The sequence below is a fragment of the Streptomyces sp. NPDC054956 genome, from assembly GCF_053609185.1.
Genome location: NZ_JBSGXB010000116.1, coordinates 1 through 21,336, shown reverse-complemented (window position 1 = coordinate 21,336; position 21,336 = coordinate 1). Strand labels below are relative to the sequence as shown.

The 21,336-nt window shown below is 73.0% G+C and carries 20 protein-coding genes and 1 riboswitch; of the genes, 10 read left to right on the top strand and 10 right to left on the bottom strand.

Annotation, left to right across the window (positions count from 1 at the left end):
• Both ACWGDE_RS19615 and ACWGDE_RS19610 read right to left on the bottom strand, forming a co-directional pair.
• Positions 1-262, bottom strand: a 262-nt coding sequence (locus ACWGDE_RS19615; protein WP_453390256.1) for a class I SAM-dependent methyltransferase, incomplete at its 3' end; no start/stop codon positions are given.
• Between the two features lie 17 nt (positions 263-279).
• Positions 280-585, bottom strand: a complete 306-nt coding sequence (locus ACWGDE_RS19610; protein WP_453390253.1) for a 4a-hydroxytetrahydrobiopterin dehydratase — start codon at positions 583-585, stop codon at positions 280-282.
• Between the two features lie 217 nt (positions 586-802).
• Here ACWGDE_RS19610 and ACWGDE_RS19605 point away from each other — a divergent pair, with 217 nt between their 5' ends.
• Both ACWGDE_RS19605 and ACWGDE_RS19600 read left to right on the top strand, forming a co-directional pair.
• A complete protein-coding gene (locus tag ACWGDE_RS19605) occupies positions 803-2,611 on the top strand; it encodes a hydroxysqualene dehydroxylase (protein WP_453390252.1) in 1,809 nt (602 codons plus the stop codon).
• Positions 2,612-2,634: 23 nt separating this feature from the next.
• The gene (locus ACWGDE_RS19600) at positions 2,635-3,432 is read left to right on the top strand and encodes a helix-turn-helix domain-containing protein (protein ID WP_453390251.1); all 798 of its coding nucleotides are present in this window, start codon (positions 2,635-2,637) and stop codon (positions 3,430-3,432) included.
• Here ACWGDE_RS19600 and ACWGDE_RS19595 read toward each other — a convergent pair.
• On the bottom strand, positions 3,418-3,840 hold the full coding sequence (locus ACWGDE_RS19595) for a hypothetical protein (RefSeq protein WP_453390250.1): 423 nt from the start codon (positions 3,838-3,840) through the stop codon (positions 3,418-3,420). The genes ACWGDE_RS19600 and ACWGDE_RS19595 overlap by 15 nt on opposite strands.
• A 292-nt stretch (positions 3,841-4,132) precedes the next feature.
• Between ACWGDE_RS19595 and ACWGDE_RS19590 the strand changes: the two genes are divergently transcribed.
• The 4 genes from ACWGDE_RS19590 (at position 4,133) to ACWGDE_RS19575 (ending at position 8,550) form a co-directional block, all read left to right on the top strand.
• Positions 4,133-5,191 (top strand): hypothetical protein, encoded by a 1,059-nt coding sequence (locus ACWGDE_RS19590; protein ID WP_453390249.1) that lies wholly within the window; start codon positions 4,133-4,135, stop codon positions 5,189-5,191.
• Positions 5,188-5,754: a toxin-antitoxin system, toxin component gene (locus tag ACWGDE_RS19585; protein WP_453390248.1), complete on the top strand. Its 567-nt coding sequence runs from the start codon at positions 5,188-5,190 to the stop codon at positions 5,752-5,754. Before ACWGDE_RS19590 ends, ACWGDE_RS19585 begins: the two co-directional genes overlap by 4 nt.
• Positions 5,755-5,857: 103 nt before the next feature.
• Positions 5,858-7,360: an NAD(P)/FAD-dependent oxidoreductase gene (locus ACWGDE_RS19580; RefSeq protein ID WP_453390247.1), complete on the top strand. Its 1,503-nt coding sequence runs from the start codon at positions 5,858-5,860 to the stop codon at positions 7,358-7,360.
• A complete protein-coding gene (locus ACWGDE_RS19575) occupies positions 7,357-8,550 on the top strand; it encodes an MAB_1171c family putative transporter (RefSeq protein WP_453390246.1) in 1,194 nt (397 codons plus the stop codon). The genes ACWGDE_RS19580 and ACWGDE_RS19575 overlap by 4 nt, the downstream gene beginning before the upstream one ends.
• Positions 8,551-8,619: 69 nt before the next feature.
• Here the strand turns inward: ACWGDE_RS19575 and ACWGDE_RS19570 are convergent, their stop codons facing one another.
• Entirely contained in the window at positions 8,620-10,110 is a 1,491-nt protein-coding gene (locus tag ACWGDE_RS19570) for a peptide MFS transporter (RefSeq protein ID WP_453390245.1), read from the bottom strand.
• A gap of 125 nt (positions 10,111-10,235) precedes the next feature.
• A complete protein-coding gene (locus tag ACWGDE_RS19565; protein WP_453390255.1) occupies positions 10,236-11,081 on the bottom strand; it encodes a bifunctional 5,10-methylenetetrahydrofolate dehydrogenase/5,10-methenyltetrahydrofolate cyclohydrolase in 846 nt (281 codons plus the stop codon).
• A gap of 109 nt (positions 11,082-11,190) precedes the next feature.
• Positions 11,191-11,284, bottom strand: a riboswitch (ZMP/ZTP riboswitch).
• Positions 11,285-11,375: 91 nt separating this feature from the next.
• On the opposite strand from ACWGDE_RS19565, the gene ACWGDE_RS19560 reads away from it, so the two are divergent.
• On the top strand, positions 11,376-12,137 hold the full coding sequence (locus ACWGDE_RS19560) for a methyltransferase domain-containing protein (RefSeq protein ID WP_453390244.1): 762 nt from the start codon (positions 11,376-11,378) through the stop codon (positions 12,135-12,137).
• 213 nt (positions 12,138-12,350) lie between these two features.
• Positions 12,351-13,925 (top strand): RNA polymerase sigma factor, encoded by a 1,575-nt coding sequence (locus ACWGDE_RS19555; RefSeq protein WP_453390243.1) that lies wholly within the window; start codon positions 12,351-12,353, stop codon positions 13,923-13,925.
• Between the two features lie 38 nt (positions 13,926-13,963).
• Here the strand turns inward: ACWGDE_RS19555 and ACWGDE_RS19550 are convergent, their stop codons facing one another.
• From ACWGDE_RS19550 to ACWGDE_RS19530, 5 genes are all read right to left on the bottom strand, one after another.
• Positions 13,964-15,787 carry a vWA domain-containing protein gene (locus ACWGDE_RS19550; protein ID WP_453390242.1) on the bottom strand — a complete coding sequence of 608 codons (1,824 nt, stop codon included), beginning with the start codon at positions 15,785-15,787 and terminating at the stop codon, positions 13,964-13,966.
• Positions 15,784-16,845, bottom strand: coding sequence for an ATP-binding protein (locus tag ACWGDE_RS19545; protein WP_453390241.1), 1,062 nt, complete (start codon positions 16,843-16,845; stop codon positions 15,784-15,786). The genes ACWGDE_RS19550 and ACWGDE_RS19545 overlap by 4 nt, the downstream gene beginning before the upstream one ends.
• 123 nt (positions 16,846-16,968) lie before the next feature.
• The gene (locus ACWGDE_RS19540; RefSeq protein ID WP_453390240.1) at positions 16,969-17,418 is read right to left on the bottom strand and encodes an SRPBCC family protein; all 450 of its coding nucleotides are present in this window, start codon (positions 17,416-17,418) and stop codon (positions 16,969-16,971) included.
• Positions 17,419-17,458: 40 nt separating this feature from the next.
• Positions 17,459-19,534 carry a phage holin family protein gene (locus ACWGDE_RS19535; RefSeq protein ID WP_453390239.1) on the bottom strand — a complete coding sequence of 692 codons (2,076 nt, stop codon included), beginning with the start codon at positions 19,532-19,534 and terminating at the stop codon, positions 17,459-17,461.
• A gap of 184 nt (positions 19,535-19,718) precedes the next feature.
• A complete protein-coding gene (locus ACWGDE_RS19530; protein ID WP_214950668.1) occupies positions 19,719-20,123 on the bottom strand; it encodes a hypothetical protein in 405 nt (134 codons plus the stop codon).
• Between the two features lie 125 nt (positions 20,124-20,248).
• Between ACWGDE_RS19530 and ACWGDE_RS19525 the strand changes: the two genes are divergently transcribed.
• Together ACWGDE_RS19525 and ACWGDE_RS19520 are read left to right on the top strand one after the other, a co-directional pair.
• Positions 20,249-21,034, top strand: a complete 786-nt coding sequence (locus tag ACWGDE_RS19525; RefSeq protein WP_453390238.1) for an MBL fold metallo-hydrolase — start codon at positions 20,249-20,251, stop codon at positions 21,032-21,034.
• A 2-nt stretch (positions 21,035-21,036) separates the two neighbouring features.
• Positions 21,037-21,336, top strand: a 300-nt coding sequence (locus ACWGDE_RS19520) for a DedA family protein (RefSeq protein WP_453390254.1), incomplete at its 3' end; no start/stop codon positions are given.

Genomic DNA, 21,336 nt, shown 5'->3' with positions numbered 1-21,336 from the left:
TCCCTGAGGCGAGGACCACCGGGACCCCCCGGGAGCGCGCCATGGCGGCCATCCCGTACGAGGCGTCGGCGCCGAGGACCCGCAGCCCCGGGCGGGCCGCGGCGATCCGGGTGGTGACGATGCCGGTGCCGCAGCCGAGGTCGAGCAGGGTGCCGGTGCCGGCGGGGAGCAGGCCGAGGACCGCCGCGGCGGCGGCCTCGGCGCGCGGGACGCCGCCGCGCGTGGCGTCGTAGGCCCCGGCCTCGGCGTCGTAGTCGAGCAGGGGTCGTGCCGTCGCCATCAGGCGGCGCCGTGGGCGGGGGCGAGGGATTCGACGCGTTCGGCGAGGGTGAAGTCGGCGTCGGTGACGGCGTCCCCGGCGTCGTGCGTGTTCACGGAGACGCGGACGGTGTTGTAGCCGAGGGTGAGGTCGGAGTGGTGGTTCAACTCCTCCTGCACGGCGGCGATATGACTGACGAGGGCGCTGGCCGCGAAGTGGCCGCCCAGCCGGTAGGTGCGGACGATCCGGTCGTCCTCGAAGGCCCAGCCCGGGAGTTCCCGCAACCGGTCCTCGATCTCCTTCTGCGAAAGCGGCTCTCTCGACATCCGCAGGCTCCTTCCCCGTACACGACTGCCCGATTGACCTGACGTGAAGTCAAGGTTCCCACAGCTCGGGCCACAGGGAAGGTTTCGCGCCATAGTGCGTGCGGGTACTTCCGTGCCTTCCGTGACCACCGCGCCACCCCTATGCTCCTGCGCCGGACGTGACTGTTACCGCCGGTAATACCGCTGGGTATCGACCGGGTATCGAGGGGACACCATCGTGACGCGCACAGGCAATTCCAGGCGCACGTTCATCGCGGGAGCCGCGGCCACCGCCGGCGCGTTGACCGGCGCCGGGGCCGTGGCCGCCCCGGCCGAAGCCGCCCCGGCCCGCACCGCGGCCGCCCCCGGGCCCGCCGCGGCCGGGCAGGCGCGCAGCGTCGCCGTCCTCGGCGGCGGGGTCGCCGGCCTCACCGCGGCGCACGAACTGGCCGAACGCGGCTACGCGGTCACCGTGTACGAGCGCCGGGCGCTCGGCGGCAAGGCCCGCAGCATGGACGTCCCGGGCAGTGCGCGCGGCGGCCGCCGCCCGCGCCCCGCCGAGCACGGCTTCCGCTTCATCCCCGGCATTTACCACAACCTGCCGGACACGATGCGGCGCATCCCCTTCCCCGGCAACGTCAACGGGGTCTGGGACAACCTGGTCGCCCCGCGCGAGATGATGTTCGCCCGCGCGGCCGGCCGCGAGGACCTGCGCGCGCCCATCCCGTGGCCCGACCACTCCCCCGCTGAGCTGACCCCCGACGAACTGCGCCGGGCCCTCACCGGGATCCTCCAGTCGCTGGTCCGTCTCCCGCTGCACGAGACGGCGTACTTCGTGGACCGCGCGCTCGTCTTCCTCACCAGCTGCGACGAACGGCGCAACGAGCAGTGGGAGCGCACCCCTTGGTGGGAGTTCACCCGGGCCGCGCAGATGTCGAGCGAGTACCAGCGGATCCTCGCGATCGGCGTCACGCGCAACATCGTGGCGACCAAGGCGGAGGAGGCCTCCACCCGGACGGTCGGCACGCTCGGCGAGGCCTTCGTCTTCAACCTGCTGGGGCGGGGCGCGGACGGCCCGCCGGACCGGATCCTGAACCTGCCGACCAACGAGGCGTGGATCGACCCGTGGGAGGCCCATCTGCGGTCGCTGGGCGTGGAGTTCAAGATCGGGTGGACGGTACGCGAGGTGCGGTACGGGGACGGCCGCGTGAGCGGGGTCCTCGTCGAGGACCCGGCCGGCGCCGCCCGGACCGTCACGGCCGACCACTACGTCAGCGCGCTGCCCGTCGAGCACGCCCGCCGCACCTGGAGCCCCGCGCTGCGGGCGGCCGATCCGATGCTGGGCCGCTGCGACAAGCTGGAGACCGACTGGATGACGGGCATCCAGTTCTATCTCACCGAGCGCGCACCCCTCGTCCACGGACACCTCAACTGCATCGATTCGCCCTGGTCGTTGACGGCGATCCAGCAGGCCGAGCACTGGCCGGCGCGCGATTTCCCCGCCGACTACGGGGACGGGGTCGCGGTGGACTGCCTGTCCGTGGACATCTCCGAATGGGACAAGCCCGGAATCCTGTACGGGAAGACGGCCAAACAGTGCACCCGCGAGGAGATCGCCCGCGAGGTGTGGGCGCAGCTGAAGGCCTCGCTCAACGACACCGGCAGGACGCTGCTTTCGGACGGGAAGCTGCACTCGTGGTTCCTGGACCCGGGGGTGGACGGGACCGGAACCCCGAACCCCACCAACCAGGACCAGCTGCTGATCCACCCGACGGGGACCTTCCACAACCGGCCGAGCGCGGGCACCCGCGTCCCCAACTTCTTCCTCAGCGGGGACTACGTTTCGGTCGACATCGACCTCGCGACGATGGAGGGCGCCAACGCCTCGGCCCGCGCGGCCGTCAACTCTCTGCTGGACCGGGATGGTTCGACGGCGGCGCGGTGTACGGTCCGGCCGCTGTACCGGGCCCCGGAGGTGGAGGCCTTCAAGCGCAACGACCGGTGGCGCTACCGGCTCGGCCTGCGCAACGCCTTCGACGTCGGCTGAGCCGGCTGGGTTAACGTCGTGTCATGACGACTACTGCGCCATCGACGGTGGGCGCCTTGCTGCGCACATGGCGGGAGCGGCGCGGGATCAGCCAGCTGGAACTGGCGGGCCGCGCCGACTCCTCCTCCCGGCACATCAGTTTCGTGGAGACCGGCCGCTCCCGCCCGAGCGAGGAGATGGTGCTGCGGCTCGCCGACCGGCTGGACGTGCCGGTGCGGGACCGCAACACCCTTCTGGTGGCGGCTGGTTACGCGCCCCGGTACGCGCACACCCCGCTGGACGACCCGTCGATGGGGGTGCTGCGCGAGGGGCTGGAGCGGCTGCTGGCCGGCTACGAGCCGTATCCGGCCCTGGTGGTGGACGCGACGTACAACGTGGTGGCGGCCAACCGGGGCATCATGATGCTGATGGACGGGCTGCCCGAGCACCTGCTGGCCGGTCCGCTCAACGCGATGCGGCTGACCCTGCATCCGGACGGCCTGGCGGCGCGGATCCACAACCTGCGGGAGTGGCGGGGGCACCTGCTGGCGCAGATGGAGCGGCAGATCGCGCTGGTCCGTTCGGCTCCGCTGCGCGCCCTGTACGAGGAGGTGGCGGCCTACCCCGTGGCGGACCGGCCCGGCGACAGCGAACCGGAGGAAGCGGTTCCGTACATCGCGCTTCCGCTGCGGATCGAGCACGACGGGCACCTGCTCTCCTTCGTCTCCTCCATCTCCACCTTCAACACGCCGATGGACGTGACCGTCGCCGAGCTGGCCATCGAGACCCTGCTCCCCGCGGACCCCGCGACGGTGAAGTACCTGCGGTCACTGGCGCCCTGAGTCCGCGCGCAGCGCGAGCTGCTGCAGGAGCGCGAAGCCGGCGACGGTGAGCGCCTGCGCCGGGATCCACACCGCCCCGGCGGCGGTGGGGGTGAACCAGACGACGAGGGCGACCAGGCTGAGCGCGGCCCAGACGTAGTTGGTCTCGATGACGAGCTTCACGGGGAAGGCCTGGGGCCGCCGGCGGGAGGCGAGCAGGCCGACGCCGGCGCCGTAGAGCGCCAGGAGGACGCCGAGCTCCAGCAGCAGGCCCTGTCCGACCCCGAGCAGCCGGCCGAGCGGGGCGGAGAAGGCCGCGTAGGCGAGCCCGTTGGCGCCGGTGACGACGGCGTCGAGGGCGAGCACGCGGCGCAGCGCGGTCTGCGGGACGGTGGTGCGGGCTACGGCGGCGAGCAGGGTTGCGGACATGGCGGATCAGCCTCCGTCGAGGATCGAATGCGCTGGTGGGGTACGTATGACCCGGGTTCCGGAGCCGAGTGCGCGGTCCCGGAACCCGATGGCTCCACTGTGCCGCCGGGGCTCCGGCCGGGTCGATTACCTCCGGGGTCATGGCCGCCGCGGGCGGCTCTGCGTCCCCACGTTTTTTGAGACGGACGGAAAGAAAGGTTGGGGGTCTCCCTGTTCCACCACGGAACCGGGGGCTAGGCTTCACACAGCGCAACCAGATCGAACCTTCTCTCTACTGACGGAGAAACACCCGGTGCCAGCCGCCGCCCGACCCGACCTCACCGCGGCCTGGGCCCGCGTCGTGGCGTCGGCGGAGCGCCGCGGCCAGGACCCGGCGCACGTGCTCGCCGTGGAGCGGCTCAGCCACCTGTCCGGGATCGAACCGGCGCGCATCCCCCGGGTGCTGGCCGGCACCGCCGACGAACTGCCGCTGTACGAGCGGGTGCACCGGCGCTTCCTGCGGCTGCGCGCCACCCGCCTCGACAAGCACGGCCGCGAATGGCCGCTCGCCGCCATCGCCGAGGACTTCGACGCCCCCGGCGCCTCCCTCGGTCCGCTCAACGCGGGCACCGGACTGCCCCGGCTCGGCCACGCGGCCGGCGTACAGCGGTTCTTCGGGGTGTACGCCGGCTTCCTGCTCGCCGACTGCAAGAGCGCGGTGGAGCGGGCCCTGGCCATCACCGGGCCGGGATCCGGGTCGGCCGGCCGGGGGGCCGGCGCGTCCTGCGACCTCGACCACCTCTCGTACCTCACCGGCATCACGCCCCAGACCATCCGGCTCACCCTCGACGGGAATCCGCCCCGGCTCCCGCTCAAGGAACAGGTGCGCCTCCGGTTCGAGCACCTGCGCCGCACCCGTCCCCGGGAGGACGGGCAGCCCCACTCCCTCTCCGCCATCGCCGGCTCCTTCGACGCGTCCGGCCAGTCCCTGACCCGCCTCGCCCAGGGCGAGGGACTGCCCAACCTCTCGGCGGCCGCCGGGATCCAGCGCTTCTACGGGGTCGAGAGCGGATTCCTGCTGGCCGACGACGCCGAGGCGCTGGCCGCCGCCCTCGCCGGGATCGAGCGCGAGCTGGAGTCGGCGGAGCGGCCCGCCGAGAACCCGATGCTCGCCGTGATGCGCTCGCACGACGTGCGCAGCATCGTCACGCGGGCGGGCCGGCTCTCCCCGGCGGGCTGGAAGTCACTGGCCGACCACCTGGACGATCTGCTCGCGCGGGAGGGACAGCTGGGCGGCCCGGCCGCGCCCATCCCGCGCGGCGCGCACGACCGCACCGACCACGCAGGAACCGCCGAGGGGGAAGCGCGATGAGGACCACACGGGCCATGCGGAAGCTCGGCGAAGACCTGCGGGCGGCCGCGGACCTGACCCCGCCGGCCGAGGCCGCCGACATCATCGGGGCCCTGTGCGGCGCCTACGGGCGCGTGCGCGGCGGACGCCCGGTCGAGTTCCGGTTCGCCTCGTTCCCTCCCGACACGGCCAGCGGCCTGTGGCTCGGTCTGGAGGAGCGCGACCTCCTCGTCATCGAGGAGCGCACCCGTCCCGAACACCAGCTCGTCATCGCCTGCCACGAGCTCTGGCACGTGGACGAGGGCACCTGCGACCGCCACGGTCCGGGCATCGCGGTCGCCGCCCGGCTGACCGGACGCCCCGGCGGTCTCGCCGGACTGCTCGGCTCCGACCGGGGGCTGCTGAGGTCCGTCGTCCGGCAGGCGGCCACCCCCGCCGACCGGGAGGATCCCGCGGAGGTCCGCGCGGAGACCTTCGGCCTGCACCTCGGCAAGATCCTCAAGGAGTTCCTCCCACCACCCCGGGAGGAACAGGTCCCCGAAGCGATCGAACGGATCAAGAGCTCGTTCGGCTGGGGACGTTGAGCGCGGCCCCGGTGACCGTGCACGGCGGCTGACCGCCGCCTTCCCCGCCGACGCACTTCCTCCGCCGATGCCCCTTCGCACGGCCCTGACAGAGAGCACCACGATGACCAAGTCTTTCCCGCCCCGGCACGCCGTCGTCATCGGCGGCAGCCTGTCCGGCCTGCTCGCGGCAGCCGTCCTCGCCGAGCACGCGACGGTCACGATCATCGAGGCGGACACGCTGCCGGACGGGCCGGAGCCCCGCCGCGGACTCCCCCAGGCCCGTCACACCCACCTCCTGTGGTCGGGTGGCGCGCGCGCCATCGAGGCGATCCTCCCCGGGATCACCGACGACTGGACGGCGGCCGGCGCCTTCCGCCGCAGCCTGCCCACCGACCTGGTCACCAAGACCGCCCAGGGCTGGCTGCCGCGCCACGGCGAGATGCAGTTCAACATCTCGTGCAGCCGCGACCTGCTCGACTCGGTGATCCGCTCCCGCGTCATCGGGCTGGCCGGGGTCACCACCCTCCAGCAGAGCCGCGTCCGGGGCCTGGAGGGCACCGCCGACCGGATCACCGGCGTCCGCGTGGACACCGCCGACGGGTCGAACCGCCTGGTCACCGCCGACCTCGTGGTCGACGCGAGCGGCCGCGGCTCCCGGGCCCGCACCTGGCTGGAGGCGCTCGGCGTGAGCGGCCTCAAGGAGGCAGGGGTGGACTCCGGGCTCGTCTACGCGACCCGCATCTTCGAGGCGCCCGACGGCGCGCACGCCATGGGCTTCCCCATCGTCAACGTGCAGTCCGACCCGCGGGTGCCCGTGCCCGGCCGGACCGCGACGATCGTCCCCATCGAGAACGGCCGCTGGCAGGCCACCCTGTCCGGCACCCGCGGCGGTCAGCCCACCGCCGACCCCGAGGAGTTCATCCCGTTCGCCAAGGGGGTCCGCGACCCCATCGTCGGCGAGCTCCTCGAGGGCAAGAAGCCGCTGACCGACGTCTCCGTCACCCAGGGCACCGCGAACCGCCGCATCTTCTTCGAGAAGGCCGACCTCCCCGACGGCTTCTTCGCCGTCGGCGACTCGGTCGCCACCTTCAACCCGCTCTACGGCCAGGGCATGACGGTCGCCGCCCAGGGCGTGCTGGCCGTCCGTACGCTGCTGCGCGCCAAGGGCCTCTCGCACCCGGCCATCGGCCGCGAGGCGCAGCGGGTCATCGCCCCGCAGGTGGCCGTCGCCTGGGACCTGGCCACCTCGCAGGACATCCTGTACCCGGGTGCCACCGGCGTGAAGCCGCGCGCCGGGGCCGGACTGCTCAACGGGTACGTGGACCGGCTGATGACCGGCGCCACCACCAAGGCCTCGCTCACCGCCGCCCTGCTCCAGGTCATCACCATGAACCGGGCGCCCACGTACTGGGTCCGCCCCTCGGTGATCTGGGAGGTGCTGCGCGCCTCGGAGCGGGGCGCCCTGAAGGCGGCGCCGCTGACGGCCGCCGAGCGGACGGTCGCGGGCCTGGACCAGGACGGGCCGGCCGCCGCCCCCGCGGAGGGCTCCGGGGCCGACACCACCGACACCGCCGACACCGCCGGTACCGCCGGACCCGCCGACCCCGTCGGACAGGCGCGATGATCGAAGGCCTCGTCCTCTACGTGCCGGGGGCGGTGATCGCCGTGGCCCTGGTCGTCAAGGCGCCGACCTTACGCCGGGGCTGGGACCAGCCCCTCATGCGTGCCGTGTGCACCCTCCTCGTCGTGGGCTCGCTCGCCGTGTTCCTCTCGGCGCCTCCGACGATCGTCGCCGTCAACCGGCTGACCGGCGTCGTCAACTTCTCGGCGCCCCTGGTCTACGGCCTGCTCACCGCCTTCTCGGGCGCGTGCATCGTGCTGATCCTGCACTGGAGCGGCACCCCGAGCCCGGGCGTGCGCCGGGCCACCCGCCTGACCGTGGCCGCGTACGGGGCCGTGGCGGTGGCGATCGTCCTCCTGTTCGCCATGGGCGAGGCTCCGGTCGAGCGGCTGCGGGACCTGGACACGTACTACGCCGACACGCCCTGGCTGCGCGAGATGATCATCTGCTACCTGTCGGCGCACACCGTGAGCGCCGTCGCGCTCACGACGCTGTGCTGGAAGTGGCTGCGCCGGCTCAACCCGCCCACGCCCTCGCTGCGTCCGCTGCGCACCGGACTCGCGCTGGTCATGCTCGGAGGCGCGTTCGACATGGGCTTCCTCGTCGCCAAGTGGACCGCGCTGGGCGCGCACTGGAGCGGCGGGGACCTGGACTACCTGTCCACCTACGTGGCACCGCTGCTGGGCGCCGCCACGGCCCTGCTGGTGGGCTCCGGGTTCATCGTGCCGCTGGTCGGCGGTTCGGCCCCCTGGCAGGACTACAGCCGCTACCGGCGGCTGCGGCCGCTCTGGGCGGCACTGCGCGGGTTCTCCCCGTGCGGGATGCGGCCCGTGCCGCTGACCTGGTGGTCGCCGGTCGGCATCCGGCTGATCCACCGCGAATCGGTGATCGACGACGGCATCCTCGCGCTCGTGTACTGGTTCGACCCCGCCGTGCGCGAGGAGGCGTACGGGGCCGCCCGCGCCCAGGGCCGGACCGAGGAGGAGGCCGCCCTGGTGGCGGACGCCGCCATGCTCGCGGCCGCCTGCCAGCGCCGGGCCGCCGCCGACCGGGTGGGGGCCCGCTCGGACGATGCCGGGCCCGGCGTCGGCGGTGCGTACCGCCTGGACTCCCGGCCGCTGACCGAGCTGGCCCGCGAGTTCCGGGCCTCCCCGATCGTGGCGGAGGCCCGCCGCCAGGCCGCGGGGGTCTGACGACGGGCACCGGGACGCCTCCCGCACGCCCGGGGACGCCTGCCGTGCCCCCGGGCCCCCTGCCGCGCCTCAGGCGGCCGCCGGTGCCGCCTCGCGGCCCGCCGCCTCACCCGTCAGGACCTTGAGCCGCTGGGTGAAGAAGACCATCACCGCACCGGCCGCGATCACCATCGCGCCCTGCCAGAGGAAGTTCCAGCTCTGCCCGATGACGGCGTCGAGCCGCGGCAGTTGCGCGCCGATGGCGTCTCCGGTGGCGGCGGCGAGGAACCAGACGCCCATCATCTGGTTGGTGAAGGCGCGCGGGGCGAGCTTCGTGGTGACCGACAGCCCGACCGGGCTCAGGCACATCTCGCCCATGACCTGGATCACGTACACGCCCACGAGCCACATCAGCGAGACCTTCACGCCGTTGGAGGCGATGGCCGCGGCCCCCGACATGACCACGAAGGAGCCGCCGGTCAGCAACAGGGCCATGCCGAACTTGAACGGGGTGCTCATGTGCCTGCCCCGCCGGACCCAGAAGGCGGCGAAGACCGGGGCCAGGACGATGACGAAGAGGGACGGCAGGGACTGGGTCCAACTGGCGGGGATGTGCCGGCCCAGGAGGGACAGGTCGGTCTTCTGGGCGGCGAACAGGTTCAGCTCGTTGCCCATCTGGTCGTAGACCAGCCAGAACAGCGTCGCGGCCAGGAAGAGCCAGACGTAGGCGCGCAGCCGGGTCTTCTCGACCCGGTCGATCTTCGGGCTGCGGTACATCGAGTACAGCACCCCGGCCGGGACCACGACGGCGACGACGGTCAGCACGAAGGTGATGTTGTCGATGCTCAGGGCGTGCGCGGCGGCCAGCAGGCCGATCAGGACGGCCGTGAAGACGAGACCGTACGAGGAGGACCTGCGCACCTTGGCCCGCTCGGCGGGGGTCAGCCGGACCACCGGCTCCGTGCGCAGCTGCCGCGAGAGCTTGCGGCCGCCGAGGACGTACTGGACCAGGCCGAGGGCCATGCCGACGGCGGCGGCGCCGAACCCGAGGTGCCAGTTGACCTCCTCACCGAGGTAGCCGACGACGAGCGGGGCGATGACGGCGCCCAGGTTGATGCCCATGTAGAAGATCGAGTAGCCGGCGTCGCGGCGCTGGTCGTCCTCGGGGGCGTAGAGCCGGCCGACGAGGGCGGAGATGTTGGGCTTGAGCAGCCCGGTGCCGATGACGATGAGGACCAGGCCGGGCCAGACGAAGACCGGGTTCGGGACGGCCATGAGGACGTGGCCGGCCATGATGACCACGCCGCCCCACAGGACGGCGCGGCGGGCACCGAGGAAGCGGTCGGCGATCCAGCCGCCGGGCAGCGCCAGCAGCGAGATCATCGCCATGTAGACGCCTTCGACGGCCTCGGCGGTGCCTTCGTGGAGGCCCATGCCGCCGTGGGCGCGGGAGGCGGCCAGGAAGTGCACGAGGATGGCGACCATGCCGTAGAGGCTGAAGCGCTCCCAGAGCTCCGCGAGGACGAGGGTGGCGAGCCCGCGCGGGTGGCGCTTCTTCTGCATGTCCATCGATGCGTTCACATATTCATTGCAGCGACGGGGGCCCCGGCCGGGATCGGTCTTTCGGCCCGTTACCGCCGGATACGCGACGTCCCGGGCCCGAGGGCCCGGGACGTTGGTCGTACCGGAGGGCAGCGCGGCGGGGGTCAGAGGTCCGCGAGCGCCAGTCCGGCCTGGGCGGCGGCCGCCTGGACGGTCTGCTCCAGCAGCACGGCGATGGTCATCGGGCCGACGCCGCCGGGCACGGGGGTGATCAGCGAGGCGCGGGCGGCGGCCGACTCGAAGTGGACGTCGCCGACGTTGCCCTCGTTGTAGCCGGCGTCCAGGACCACGGCGCCCGGCTTGATGTCCTCGCCCCGGATGAACTCGGCCTTGCCGACGGCGGCGACGAGCACGTCCGCCTGGCGCACGATCGACGGGAGGTCCACGGTGCGGGAGTGGCAGTAGGTGACGGTGGCGTTCTGCTCCAGGAGGAGCATGCCGGCGGGCTTGCCCAGGATCGCGCTGCGGCCGACGACCACGGCGTGCTTGCCGGTCAGGTCCACGTCGTAGGCCTCCAGCAGGCGCATGATGCCGCCGGGGGTGCAGGAGACGAAGCCCGGCAGTCCGAAGCCCATGGCGGCGAAGGAGTGCATGGTGACCCCGTCGACGTCCTTGCCGGGGGCGATGGCCTCGAAGGCGGCGCGCTCGTCGATGTGGTGCGGGACGGGGTGCTGGAGCAGGATGCCGCTGATCTCCGGGTCCTCGGAGAGCGCGGTGAGGGTGGCCACCAGTTCCTCGGTGGTCGTCTCGGCGGACAGTTCCACGTGGCGGGAGGTGATCCCGGCCTTGGCGCAACGGTTCTGCTTCATGCGGACGTACGTGACGGACGCGGGGTCCTCGCCGACCAGCACGGTCGCCAGGCACGGCGCGGTGCCGGTGCGCTCGGTGATCTTCGCGGCGTACTCGGCGGTCCGCTCCGAGATGCGGCGGGCGAGGGCCGTGCCGTCCATCAGCCGGGCGGTGCGCCCCGTCGGGCCGGTCTGCTCCGAGGGTTCGGTCTGGGCGCCGGGAACGGTCTGGGCAGTCGTCATGGGGTCTCCTGAGCGTCGCTGCGGGATCGCGGTTCGCCCAGGCGCGCGGCAGTCGACGTACGGAGGTACGCCGGGCCGCTCCCCGGTGGTGATCCACCCGAACGCCAGTCACGGCCCGCCGCCCAGTGTAGGCGAACCCCCGGGTGGCCCGGTGTGGGCCCCGGCCCGATCAATCCGGTGGTTGTGCGGCGCCCGAGCTGGGACGATCGAGACATGACGCCCTCTTTCGACCATCTCGTCGCGGAAGCGGAATCCGTGTCCGTGGACGGCTGGGACTTCTCCTGGCTCGACGGCCGCGCCAGCGAGCAGCGCCCTTCCTGGGGCTACCAGCGCCTCCTCGGGGAGCGCCTGGCCCGGGTCCGCTCCGCCCTGGACATCCAGACCGGCGGCGGGGAGGTACTGGCCGGAGCCGGACCGCTGCCCCCGCTGACGGCCGCCACCGAGTCCTGGCCGCCGAACATCGACAAGGCGACCCGGCTGCTGCACCCGCTCGGCGCGGTGGTGGTCGCGGATTCCGACGAGCCCCCGCTGCCGTTCGGCGACGAGGCCTTCGAGTTCGTCTCCAGCCGGCATCCGGTGACGATCTGGTGGGACGAGATCACACGGGTGCTGCGGCCCGGCGGAACGTACTTCTCCCAGCAGGTCGGTCCGGCGAGCGTCTTCGAGCTCGTCGAGTACTTCCTGGGCCCTCAGCCGGAGGAGGTCCGGCGCGGCCGGCACCCCGACGACGCCGTCGCCGACGCCACGAAGGCCGGGCTGGAAGTCGTCGATCTGCGCTCGGAACGGCTGCGGACGGAGTTCCACGACATCGGAGCCGTGATCTACTTTCTCCGGAAGGTGATCTGGATGGTGCCCGGTTTCACGGTCGGGCACTACCGGGACCGCTTGCGCGAGCTGCACGAACAGATCGAACGCGACGGCCCGTTCGTCGCGCACACCGCCCGATTCCTCATCGAGGCCCGCAAAACGGGCTGACGAAACGGGCGGACGCGGCCACCACCGATCGGTTGCCCGGTCACAGCGTGGCGCAGGTCACTCAATTCAGCGCGTAACGAATCTACTCGGGCGTGCGATGAACCGACAGGTGTCCTCGTGCGGCTCGGAATACAAACCCCCCTCGGGTCTGTTTCCCGAGTTCGCGCGATGATGTCCCGCCACCCCTTATCTGTTCGCAACGAGAGGCTCCTTGTGTCGCTCAGCCCGTCCCGTACGTTCCCCACGGAGATCGCCGAATCCGAGGCCCTGGTCGCTCTTGTCGAGCGCGGCCGCGAGCAGGGTCACATCAACGGTGATGACGTGCGCCAGGCCTTCGAGGCCGGCCGCATCCCGGTGGACCAGTGGAAGCGGGTCCTGCGCAGCCTGAACCAGGTCCTGGACGAGGAGGGCGTCGCGCTGCACGTCAGCGCCGCGCCCGCCACGAAGGCTGCCGCCAAGAAGCCGCGCAAGGCGGCCGCCGCCCCGGCTCGCACCGTCGCCAAGAAGGCCGCCACCCCGCCGCGCCTCATCGGCGCGCGCAAGACGGCGGCCCCCGCCACCGCCGCGGCGATATCCGACCCGTCGGCCTCCGGCACCGAGGAGGAGGTGGCGGCCGAGGCCGCCGCCGCGCCGAAGAAGCGGACGGTCAAGAAGACCGCCGTGAAGAAGACGGCAGTGAAGAAGACCGCTGCCACGAAGAAGACCGCCAAGGACGGCGACGAGGCCGAGCCGCCGGTCGCCGAGGGCGAGGACTGGGCAGCCGAGGACCTCGACGCCGACGACGAGAAGGACGCGCCCAAGACGGGCGGCAGCGCCGGCTTCGTGCTGTCCGACGACGACGAGGACGACGCCCCGGCGCAGACCGTCATGGTCGCCGGCGCCACCGCCGACCCCGTCAAGGACTACCTCAAGCTCATCGGCAAGGTGCCGCTGCTCAACGCCGAGCAGGAGGTGGAGCTCGCCAAGCGCATCGAGGCCGGTCTCTTCTCCGAGTACAAGCTCGAAGAGGAGGAGGACCACAAGCCCGCGTTCAAGCGCGAGCTGGAGATCCTCGTCGAGGACGGCCGCCGCGCCAAGAACCACCTGCTGGAGGCCAACCTCCGCCTCGTGGTCTCCCTGGCCAAGCGCTACACCGGCCGCGGCATGCTCTTCCTGGACCTGATCCAGGAGGGCAACGTCGGTCTGATCCGCGCCGTGGAGAAGTTCGACTACACCAAGGGCTTCAAGTTCTCCACGTACGCGACCTGGTGGATCCGCCAGGCGATCACGCGTGCCATGGCCGACCAGTCGCGCACGATCCGCATCCCCGTCCACATGGTCGAGATCATCAACAAGCTGGCCCGCGTCCAGCGCCAGATGCTCCAGGACCTCGGCCGGGAGCCCACTCCGGAGGAGCTGGGCAAGGAACTCGACATGACCCCCGAGAAGGTCATCGAGGTCCAGAAGTACGGCCGCGAGCCGATCTCCCTGCACACCCCCCTGGGTGAGGAGGGCGACAGCGAGTTCGGTGACCTCATCGAGGACTCCGAGGCGGTCGTGCCGGCCGACGCGGTGTCGTTCACCTTCCTCCAGGAGCAGCTCCAGTCCATCCTGGGCACGCTCTCCGAGCGCGAGGCGGGCGTGGTCTCCATGCGCTACGGCCTCAACGACGGCCAGCCGAAGACCCTCGACGAGATCGGCCGCGTGTACGGGGTCACCCGTGAGCGCATCCGCCAGATCGAGTCGAAGACCATGTCGAAGCTGCGTCACCCGTCGCGTTCGCAGGTGCTGCGCGACTACCTCGACTAGAACCGGTCGGGCGGGCCGGGCGGGCCGGTCAGGTCAGCTCAGGTCAGCCGGAAGACCGGCCCCTTGGGTGTGAACGGCAGGGAGGCACCCTGCGGAACCAGGAAGGCGTGCTCGCGCCGGATCCGCAGGGTGTCGCACTCCCCGTCGGTGATCACCAGCAGGGGGGCTCCGGGCGGGAAGTCCTCCGCCCGCTGCAGCAGGTCGATGCCCGGCTGCAGGACGGTCCCGCCCCGGCCGCGCACCTTCAAGCGGCCCTGGGCTCGCCCAGAAAGTACAGCCGGGGGCAGATAGCCCGCGTCGTACGGCGCCGCGTCGCAGAACACGACGCGTGCCGCCGGTACGTCGCGGGCTTCCGCGTACGAGGCGATGGCGCCCAGCGCCTTGCCGAGCAGGGCCGCGTTCATGGAACCCGAGGTGTCGAGCACCACGCCGAAGGTGCAGCGGGCGATCTCCTCGGGCGGGAAGTGCCGGCCCGCGCGGGGGATGTCCGGGGTGGAGGCCTGGCGGCGCGCCGGGCGCGCGTAGGACCGTACGGGCACGGGACGCGGCACGTACTCGTCGAACCAGCGGGCGAGGCGGGCGTCCCACGGCACCGGCGGGTGGGCCATGGCCCGGATCTCCTGGATCAGCCCGGCGGGCAGCAGCCCGCGCTCCCCGTACTCGTGCAGGTCGAAGCCCTGGACCAGGCCGCGCCGGTAGAAGTCGTCCAGATCGGAGTACGGGCCGCTCCCCGGGTGGAGCAGCGGCTCGCCCAGGATGTCGCCCAGGCCCTTGCCGCGCAGGGTCGCGAGCCGGCGCATCCGGCGCAGGTCGGTCGTGATCCGGTCGTAGACCTCCTCGACCGACAGGTCCCGCAGCCCGGGGTCGTACAGCAGCCCCTCGGGCATCTCTCCGACCTCCATCTCCACGAGCCAGCCGTTGACCACGTAATCGGCGGCCACGTTGTGCAGGTACGGGTCGCGGGCGCCGCGGCGCTCTCCGTGGCGCAGGGCGGCGTGCAGCATCTCGTGGGCCAGGACGAACCGCCATTCCCCGTCGGTGAGGCTCCGCAGCGGGTTGACGTAGATCTCGCCGGCGCTCGCGCTGACGGCGGCGACGGCGATGGACTCGGCGCGGGCGAGTTCGGCGTCGGCGACGATCCGCAGGCCGCTCGCGAGGCCGCCGAGCAGCGGGTACGAGGAGACGAACCAGTTCAGTGCCCGGTCCCAGGGATGCTGGCGCACCCGCTCTCCGGTGGCCGGGTCGCGGCGGCCGCCCGCCACGTCCATCGCGGCGGAGACGCTGCGGGTCAGTGCGTGCGCGAAGGCGGTCTCCCAGTCGGGGGGCGCCGCGGTCCCCCAGGTGCGCCAGGCCACCAGGACCTGGTCGGGGTGGTCCCCGGAGGTGCCGCAGTGCTCGTACGCGGCCGGGATGCCGTCGCGGCGCCAGCGGGCGGCGAGCAGTTCCTCGTCGCCGCCGGGGTACTCGGCGGGGAGGTGGTCCGGGGCCCGGCCGACGGGGAAGGTCAGCAGGAAGCGGTTGACGACGGTGCAGCGGGCGGCGAGGTCGAAGCGGTCGGGCTGGGGCCGGTCCTCGTCCTCGGCGGCGGGGACGTGGCCGAAACCGAGGTGGAGCAGGGCGTGGGCGATCGTCCAGGCCCATTCCTTCGGATCGACGCGCTTGGTGGGGTGGACGTGGAGCGTGCCGTTGGAGGTCACGGCGGCCAGGCCCCCGGCCGGGGTGGACTCGCACTTGGCCTGGCGGCAGATGTCGGCCTCGACGGCGGCGAGGGCCGGGTTGCGCTTGACCAGGGCGAGGCCTTCGGCGAAGGCCTGCGTCGCGGGGTCGGGCTTGGTCTCCTTGCCGCGCCCGCCGCGGCTCATCGGCGGGCCTCGACCAGGCGGGGCATGTCGCGGGCGGCCTCGATGAGGAACCAGCCGGGCAGCACCGGCAGTCCGTCGGCGTCGTCGGCGATGACGGTCTGGGCCACCTCGACGGAGATCTCGGCGAGCTGCACGAGCAGGGACTTGGCGCGGTACGCGGTCTGCCGGACGGCGGGCGACACGTGTTCGCGCTGCGCGGGCAGCTCCTTGATCAGGCGGCCGCGGAAGGCCTCGGCGAGGTAGTACAGCAGGTCGCGGTCGGCGAGGCGGGTGGGCCAGGAGGCGTCGCCCTTGATGATCGCCTCGATGCCGAAGCTGTGGCGGACGATCTTCGCGTAGCCGCAGAAGGAGACGGCGTGCGCGGGCGTGAGCGTGCCGTGCGCGACGACCTTCAGAGTCTGCTCGTCCAGGTCCGGCCCGAAGGAGTGCAGGGCGTCGGAGAGCATGTGCCAGGAGCGGGGCGTGGAGAACGGCTCCTCGGTCTTCGGCGGCTGCGACCAGAGGTGGTCGGGGCGGTCGGTGAGGTAGTCGGTGACCCAGGGGTGGATGCCGTGCTCGCCGGCCCACACCAGCCAGTCCCGCGCGGAGGCCTGCAGGTGGACGTGGGTCAGCCGGTTGACGAGCGCGGAGGCGATGGGCCGCGCGAGGGCGTTGTCCGTGGCCCGGTTGCCCGCGCCGATGACGATGGAGCCCGCGGGCAGCTCGTACGAGCCGATCCGGCGGTCGAGGATGAGCGAGTAGAAGGCCTTCTGGACGTCCGGGCTCGAGGCGTTGAGCTCGTCGAGGAAGAGGCAGTACGGCTCGTCGCGGGCGATGGCCTCGGGCGGGCAGAAGACGGAGCGGCCGTCACGGATCTGCGGTACGCCGATCAGGTCCTCGGGGGCGAGCTGCGTGCCGAGCAGGCTGACGCACTCCAGGCCGAGCGAGTCCGCGAACTTCCGCACGAGCGAGGACTTGCCGATGCCGGGAGCCCCCCACAGGAACACCGGCCGCACGGTGGCGAGCCCGAGGAGCAGTTCGGGGAGCTGGGCGGGGGTGACGGTGACGGCAGCCTGCACGGGTGGGATCGTCCTTCGGTGGTCCGGGTACGCGGTGCGCACAGTCTGGGCGCACGGCGAGTCCCGGAGCACCTGGTTTTCCCCGGTCCTCCGGGCCTTCCGGGCCTTGCGGCCACCTCGTCCTCAGGTGGCGGTGTGCTCCAGGAGGTGCTTGAGCTTCTCCTCGCTCCGGGGCATCTCCTTGCGGACCATGGGCTTGACCGCGAGGGGTACGAGCGCCCTGCCCAGGCCGTGGCTCTCGAAGTCGACGGCGATGGTGACACGGGACCGGGTCCCGCCGTCGAGGGGTTCGATGCGGCCCCGCACGTCCGGACGGACCGGACCGTCGACGCCGTGGAAGTGCCAGCTCCTCGGCGGGTCGAGTTCCATGACCTGCATGGTCGTGGGCATCCTCCGCTTGCCGATCTGCCGGGTGACGACGACCTTCGAACCGACGTGGACGGGGAGGTCGCCCATCGGTACGGCGGAGACCGCGCTGTCCTGCCACTCCGGCAGGTGCGTGGGGTCCGTGATGTACGTGTAGACGTCCTCGGGCCTGCGGTCGATGTCGATGCTCTTGCTGATCGCGGACATGGCGACCCCCTTGGAGCCCCCCTGGCTGTCCCTTTCCAAGCTACGCCGCGGGACCCGCCCCTGCGCGGTGCTGGGCCACCGGTACCTGGGGGCCGTCCGCCTCGCGGAGCCAGCGGCTCAGGACCTCGTGCACCGCCTCCGCGCCCACCAGCTCCCCGCCCGGCCCGGGCACCGGTTCGGACAGCTCCACCGGCCACATCAGGAACGGGTGCCCCTGTTCCCCGCCCAGCCCGCCGTGCGATCCGATCTGCTCCTCGAAGGCGTGCACCGTGCCCGTCTCCGGGTCGTACGCCGAGTTCACCATCACGTCGGCCACGTGCGGGAAGGTGTCGGTCCGCCGGACCGCCTGCGCCGCACCCGGCCCGAAGGGGGCGAGCAGCTCCTCCGCCGCACCGGGCTCGTCCAGCCGCGCCTCGGCCCCGGCGGGCCCCAGCACCACGCCGTCGACCAGCAGGAACCCGATGCCGGGATGGCCTGCCAGGGTGGTGAGCAGCGACGGGTACGCCCGCTCGATCCGCTCCCTCGACGCCCGGCCGGGCAGGTCCGGGAAGGAGATCAGCCCGAGGTTCCCCGACGCGAGCACCACCGGGTCCGGGCCCGGCCCCGGGTGCGCCTCCTCGGCCGCCTCCTCGACCGGCCGGTGCAGGGCGGCCCGTACGGCGGCGCGCGCCTCCGCCCCGCTGCGGGTGCGGCCGGCCCGCCGGGACACGGGCAGCCCGCAGCCGGCCCGCACCAGGTCCTTCAGGGTGAGCCCGTAGCGGCCCAGGAAGGTCTCCCCCGGGCTCTGGCCGTGGTCCGAGAGCAGCACGATCCGGTACTCCCGGGGCGCGTGCTCGGCGACCCGCGCGATGAGGGCGAGGCTGCGGTCGAGGCGGGCGAGCACCTGCTCGGTGTCCCGGGCGCGCGGGCCCGAATGGTGGGCGACCTCGTCGTAGGCGACCAGGTCGGCGTAGACCGCGGCGCGCCCGGCCAGCATGTCTCCGATCACCGCGGCGACCACGACGTCCCGCTCCACCACCGTCGCGAAGGCCCGGATCAGCGGGTAGAGCCCGCCGCGCGCGATGCGCGGCCGGTCCCCGCGCAGGCGGCCGCGTACCGACTGGGTGATCTCGCGGGCCACTTCGGCGACGAAGGACAGCGCGGTGCGGACCGCGTTCGCCGGGTCGGAGAAGTACGCGAAGTAGCCCGCGCGGGAGCGGTTGTCCCGGCCCCGCCGCGCGGACACCGACAGGACGAGGGCCAGTTGGTCCGCGCCGCCGCTGAAGAGGTTGCCGCGGCTGGCGCCGTCGAGGGTGAGCAGTCCGCCGTCCCGGGTGCGCTCGATCGCGCGGCGCTGGAGTTCGGCGGCGCTGGTGGGCCGGTTGCAGACCACCACGTCGCCGGTGTCCTTCTCGTACCAGCGGAAGGCCGGTACGTCGAAGTTGGAGCCGTGCAGGATGCCGAGCTGGCTGGCGCCGGTCTGGCTGGACCAGTCGGTCCGCCAGGAGGTGAGCCGGTGGCTGCCGTCGAGCCAGTCGGCCACCGTCGGCATCAGACCGCTGCCCGCCGCGTTGCGCAGCACCTCGTACCCGACGCCGTCGAGCTGGATGAAGACCAGGCCGGGCGCGGCCTCGCCGGCGCGGGGCCGTCCCTCGCGGCGCTGCCGGCGCCGGCGGCGGTCGGCGAGCCGGTACAGCCTGCGCCGGTAGGCCCCGTCGTCCCGTACGGCCAGCGCGGTGGAGGTGGCGGACGCGACGGCGGACATCACGGCGGCGACGACCACCGCGGTCTCGGGGGCGGCCGCACCGCGCCCGGCCGGGATCAGGCTGAGTGCTATCAGCAGCAGCGAGCCGTTGAGGAAGAAGACCAGCAGGCCGAGCACCAGGGCCGGCACGAGCAGCAGCGCACGGACGAGAACCGGCCAGACGAGCGCGCTCAGCAGACCGAAGGCCCCGGCGCCGATGGCGGCCGTCAGCCCGATCTGCGTGATGCTGTCGCGGTCGCCGCCCTCGCCGGCCTGGAGCCGGAAATCGGGGAGGACGCCGGCCAGGACGAGCATGGTGAGGGTCGACACCGCCCACACGACGAGCACCCGCACCAGGGCGCTGCCCGCACTCCGCCACCGGCCTCGCGACACGTCCGCACCCGCCTCACCACCGTGGCCCGCACCGCGCCGCCGGGCCCCCGTCCCACCGTCCAGGCTCGCACAACGGGGCCCACCCGGGCGGATGACACGGGTGGCGGATATGCGTACGGAAGGCGACGGCCCGTCGCTCAGGTGCCTGGGCGGCGGGTGCCCGGGCGCCTGGGTGCCTGGGTGTTTAGGTGCCGTCGTAGCCGGCGGTCGGCATGGAGAGGCGGCGGTGCACCTCTGCCTTCATCGCGGAGGTGTACCTCGGCTCGTCGAGACCGGCGGTTTCCAGCCGTACGCCGCGCCGCTCGCACTCGGCGGTGAACTCCTCCACGGAGCGCAGCGCGCGGGCGAGCACCCGGTGGTTGGCGGTGACGAACAGGTCGACGCGGCCGGCGTCGACGTCGTTCCACAGTCCGCAGTGGTCGGCGCGCAGCCCGTAGACGAGGAGCTGGCGGGTCACCACGTAGCCCCGGCCGGCGGCCCAGCGGGCGCACATGGCGTGCTGGCTCCGGGTGTCGACGGCGAAGGGATCGGCGTCCAGATCCTCGAGCGGGGCCAGGCTGGCGATCGCGGCCACGCGCAGCTCATCCATGCCGCCCGACCCTACTCCGATCCGCCGCCGGGGAGGAGGGGGCGTGGAGGGCCGGTTCCGGGCGGATCCACGGGGCAGCCTTTAGGCTCGACGGGAGCGGGACGAGGGAGGGAGACCGGGGACCGGTGGAGATCACCTGGTGGGGCCATGCGACGTGCACCGTCGAGGACTCCGGTGTCCGGCTGCTGACGGACCCGCTGTTCGCGCGGCGCCTCGCGCACCTGCGGCGCCGCCGCGGGGCGTTGCCCCCGGCGGAGGCGGCGGTCGCCGACGCGGTGCTCGTCTCGCACCTGCACGCCGACCACTTGCACCTGCCGTCGCTGGCGCGGCTGGCGCCGGGGACCCGGCTCCTGGTGCCCCGCGGGGCGCGGCGGGCGGTGCCGGGGCTGGCCCGCGTCGCGCGGGTGCGGGGCCTGGCCGTCACGGAGGTGGGGCCGGGCGACGTCGTGGCGGTGGGCGACGGCGCCGGGGGCGCGGGGGTGCGCGTACGGGCGGTCAGCGCGCGGCACGACGGGCGCCGGCTGCCGCTGGGGCCGCAGCTCGCGCCCGCGCTCGGCTACGTGGTCGAAGGCTCTGCCCGCACCTATTTCGCCGGGGACACCGGGCTGTTCGACTCGATGGCCCACGAGGTCGGGCCGGTGGACGTGGCCCTGCTGCCGGTCGGCGGCTGGGGGCCCTACCTGGGTCCGGGGCACCTGGACGCGGCGGGCGCGGCGCGGGCGCTGGCCCTGCTGGCGCCGGCGGCGGCGGTTCCGGTGCACTGGGGGACGTACTGGCCGATCGGGATGGACGCGGTGCGGCCGCACGAATTCCACGCGCCGGGCGAGGAGTTCGCGCGGTGCGCGCGGCGGGAGGCGCCGAAGGTGACGGTACGGGTACCGGCGCACGGCGAGCGGGTACGGCTGCCGTGACGATGTCCTCCGCGCCCTCGGCCCTGCTCCGGCTCGCGGAGGCCGCCGCCCAGGTCCCGCCGGAATCCACCCAGCAGGCGGTGGGGCTGCCGACCCTGTTCGTCCTGGTGGCGCTGGGTGCGCTGGTGCCGGTCATCCCGACCGGGGCGCTGGTCAGCACGGCGGCGGTGGTGGCGTTCCATCAGGAGTCGCTGCCGTTCGGCCTGCTGCTGGTCTTCGGGGTCTCCTCGCTGGCCGCGTTCGCCGGGGACCTGGCGCTGTACTGGCTGGGGCGGCGCGGGGTGCACTCGCGCAACGGCTCG

Excerpts from the sequence above, each read along its gene's own strand:
- ACWGDE_RS19610 (WP_453390253.1), bottom strand. The coding sequence starts at position 585 with ATGTCGAGAGAGCCGCTTTCGCAGAAGGAGATCGAGGACCGGTTGCGG.
- ACWGDE_RS19600 (WP_453390251.1), top strand. The coding sequence starts at position 2,635 with ATGACGACTACTGCGCCATCGACGGTGGGCGCCTTGCTGCGCACATGG.
- ACWGDE_RS19595 (WP_453390250.1), bottom strand. The coding sequence starts at position 3,840 with ATGTCCGCAACCCTGCTCGCCGCCGTAGCCCGCACCACCGTCCCGCAG.
- ACWGDE_RS19585 (WP_453390248.1), top strand. The coding sequence starts at position 5,188 with ATGAGGACCACACGGGCCATGCGGAAGCTCGGCGAAGACCTGCGGGCG.
- ACWGDE_RS19580 (WP_453390247.1), top strand. The coding sequence starts at position 5,858 with ATGACCAAGTCTTTCCCGCCCCGGCACGCCGTCGTCATCGGCGGCAGC.
- ACWGDE_RS19575 (WP_453390246.1), top strand. The coding sequence starts at position 7,357 with ATGATCGAAGGCCTCGTCCTCTACGTGCCGGGGGCGGTGATCGCCGTG.
- ACWGDE_RS19565 (WP_453390255.1), bottom strand. The coding sequence starts at position 11,081 with ATGGACGGCACGGCCCTCGCCCGCCGCATCTCGGAGCGGACCGCCGAG.
- ACWGDE_RS19560 (WP_453390244.1), top strand. The coding sequence starts at position 11,376 with ATGACGCCCTCTTTCGACCATCTCGTCGCGGAAGCGGAATCCGTGTCC.
- ACWGDE_RS19550 (WP_453390242.1), bottom strand. The coding sequence starts at position 15,787 with ATGAGCCGCGGCGGGCGCGGCAAGGAGACCAAGCCCGACCCCGCGACG.
- ACWGDE_RS19540 (WP_453390240.1), bottom strand. The coding sequence starts at position 17,418 with ATGTCCGCGATCAGCAAGAGCATCGACATCGACCGCAGGCCCGAGGAC.
- ACWGDE_RS19530 (WP_214950668.1), bottom strand. The coding sequence starts at position 20,123 with ATGGATGAGCTGCGCGTGGCCGCGATCGCCAGCCTGGCCCCGCTCGAG.